Source organism: Streptomyces scopuliridis RB72 (assembly GCF_000718095.1).
GTDB classification, from domain to species: Bacteria; Actinomycetota; Actinomycetes; order Streptomycetales; family Streptomycetaceae; genus Streptomyces; species Streptomyces scopuliridis.
This window is the reverse complement of record NZ_JOEI01000083.1, coordinates 1-551: the sequence shown is the minus strand read 5'-3', so window position 1 is coordinate 551 and position 551 is coordinate 1. Positions and strand designations below refer to the sequence as shown.

At 67.3% G+C, this 551-nt stretch carries 1 pseudogene; it reads right to left on the bottom strand.

Going from position 1 to position 551, the window contains the following annotated elements:
• A pseudogene (locus IF11_RS0136070) lies at positions 1 to 551 on the bottom strand (coagulation factor 5/8 type domain-containing protein); the annotation flags it as partial.

The following is a 551-nucleotide window of genomic DNA, read 5'->3' as shown; positions in this document are numbered from 1 at the left end:
TCGACGCCGGAGAAGGTCATGTTCCAGACGGCGTTGGTCCAGCCGCCGACGGAGCTGTCGCGGGTGTACCACTGCTGCTGGGAGTAGGGGCCGACGGTGCCGTCGATGCGGCTGTCGGCGATGTAGCCGCCGCTGGCCCAGCCGTAGCCGTTGGGTGCGAGGTTGAGGCCGCCCTTGACGTGCATACGGCGGAAGGGGGCGGCCTGGGCGACGGCCCAGCGGTTGGTGCCGCTGACGGGGTTGAGGGCGAGGTTCTCGGCGGAGCGCCAGAAGTTCTGGGTGGCGTTGCCGTTGAACCAGCCGGCGTCCACGGTCACATCACCGTTGAACGTGGTGTCGTCGGGCGACAGCCCGAGGCCGGAGATCGAGGTGTAGAAGCCGAGCTGCGCGTTGATGTTGTTGTACGTGCCGGGCTTGAACAGCAGCTGGTAGCGGCCCGAGCCGAACTGCGCCGACTCCTGCTGACGGAAGATCTCGTCCAGCCTGCCCTGGATATTGGGCGTCGACGGATCGAAGACCACCACATTCGGCCCGAGATCACCACCGCCCGG